Origin of the sequence: Coprococcus sp. RTP21428st1_C9_RTP21428_210409 (assembly GCF_040227395.1) — a bacterium.
GTDB classification, from domain to species: Bacteria; Bacillota; Clostridia; order Lachnospirales; family Lachnospiraceae; genus Coprococcus; species Coprococcus aceti.
Genome location: NZ_JBEHVV010000136.1, coordinates 1 through 2,005 on the forward strand (window position 1 = coordinate 1; position 2,005 = coordinate 2,005).

Consider the following 2,005-nt stretch of genomic DNA (forward strand, 5'->3'; position numbering starts at 1 on the left):
GAATAGACATGACCATGGAGAAGCTGCAGCATGGCAATCCTGATACTGTCGTCACAAGAGCTCATTTTGCCAGAATTCTCATAGCCGAAGGCGTATGCAGGGACATGAACCAGGCGTTCAAAAAGTATCTGGGCAAGAAATGCAAATATTACATTCCAACACCAGACATACCGGCCGCCGATGCCATAAGACTCATAAGAACCTACGGCAAGGCTGCCTTCATCGCCCATCCCCTCATATACGGATTTGGATATAAACAGATAGAGGACATGCTTGAAGAACTGAAGCCATATGGCCTTTCAGGGCTTGAGGTCTACCACTCTTCCAACAATGCCTATGAATCCGGAAGGCTTAGGGAGATCGCCAGAAAACACGGGCTCCTCATATCAGGAGGTTCCGACTTCCACGGTGCAGCCAAACCCGACATATCCGTGGGAACCGGAAGGGGCGGTCTTCGGATCACGGAAGCTGTATTTCAGGATATAAAAAAAGCGGTCACTGTATAATGACCGCTTTTTTATTTACTCTGATGATACCTTTATTATATCTTTGACTTCTTATCCTTATCATCATCTGTGACTGTTGATGATCCCTGCTTCTCAAGCTCTGCAACAGCACTCTTGTGCATCGGTATACGACAGTTCTTGTTGTTACCAAACTCTACAATGATAGTTGAATCATCAACCACATCAAGGATGGTTCCGTAGAAACCACTGGTTGTCATGATATTATCACCAGGCTCCATCTGTGAAAGCATCTGGTCTGTCTTGGCCTTCTGCTTCTTCTGTGGTCTGATCATCATGAAGTAAATGATTGCAGCAAATATGGCAATATATACAACAATAAACATAACTGATGAACCGCCACTGGCCTGTGTTCCTGTTGACGATGATAAAATTGTTGAAAGTGAATTCATTCTCTAATCTCCTTTTTGATTACTCTTCTCCACCAGCAAGGCTCTCAAGCATCGATTTCTTATATGACTGATATCTTCCTTCTTCAATAGCCTCTCTGATGTCTTTCATCATATTATTATAAAAATACAAATTATGCAAGACGCAAAATCTCATACCGAGCATTTCATTTGCCTTGAGCAGGTGTCTGATGTACGCTCTGCTATAGTGCTGGCATGCAGGGCATCCGCAGCCCTCCTCTATAGGTCTGTCGTCTGTCTCAAATCTCGCATTCTTGAGATTCATCTTGCCATGCTTCGTGTACACATGGGCGTGTCGTCCATTTCTGGATGGATATACGCAATCGAAGAAATCAACACCTCTGTCGACCGCCTCAAGTATATTTGCAGGGGTTCCAACACCCATGAGGTATGTCGGTCTGTCCTCAGGCAGATACGGAACGGTCACATCGAGTATGTGGTACATCTGCTCTGCTGTCTCTCCTACTGCAAGTCCTCCTATGGCATATCCCGGAAGATCAAGCTCGCTGATTCTCTTGGCGTGATCTATTCTGATATCCTCGTATATGGCACCCTGATTGATTCCAAACAATAGCTGATTCTTGTTGATCGTATCCGGCAGACTGTTAAGTCTCTCCATCTCATTCTTACATCTGACAAGCCATCTGGCTGTTCTCGCAACAGAATTCTCCACGTACTGTCTGTCAGCCAGTGCAGGGGCACACTCGTCAAATGCCATGGCTATTGTAGATGCCAGATTCGACTGTATCTGCATGCTCTCCTCAGGTCCCATGAATATCTTGCGTCCATCGACATGGGAATTGAAGGTTACGCCCTCCTCCTTGATCTTCCTGAGTCCCGCCAGGGAGAATACCTGGAATCCGCCTGAATCAGTGAGTATCGGTCTGTCCCAGTACATAAACTTATGTAAACCGCCCATCTGCTTGACTATCTTATCCCCAGGTCTCACATGGAGATGATATGTATTTGACAGCTCGATCTGACATCCTATGTCCTTGAGATCCGTTGTTGCCACAGCTCCCTTTATGGCTGCTGCCGTTCCAACATTCATGAACAGAGGTGTCTGCACTG

3 protein-coding genes are annotated in these 2,005 nt (G+C 45.8%); 1 reads left to right on the top strand and 2 read right to left on the bottom strand.

Annotated features, from left to right (window positions below; all coding sequences use genetic code 11):
• Nucleotides 1–506: PHP domain-containing protein (locus ABUA34_RS14190; protein WP_502880277.1), on the top strand; the 506-nt coding region annotated here is incomplete at its 5' end.
• A 35-nt stretch (nt 507–541) separates the two neighbouring features.
• Here ABUA34_RS14190 and yajC read toward each other — a convergent pair.
• Both yajC and tgt read right to left on the bottom strand, forming a co-directional pair.
• Nucleotides 542–916, bottom strand: coding sequence for a preprotein translocase subunit YajC (yajC, locus tag ABUA34_RS14195; protein ID WP_015533108.1), 375 nt, complete (start codon nt 914–916; stop codon nt 542–544).
• A 19-nt stretch (nt 917–935) separates the two neighbouring features.
• A partial coding sequence (gene tgt / locus ABUA34_RS14200) for a tRNA guanosine(34) transglycosylase Tgt (protein WP_349823533.1) occupies nt 936–2,005 on the bottom strand: 1,070 nt, incomplete at its 5' end.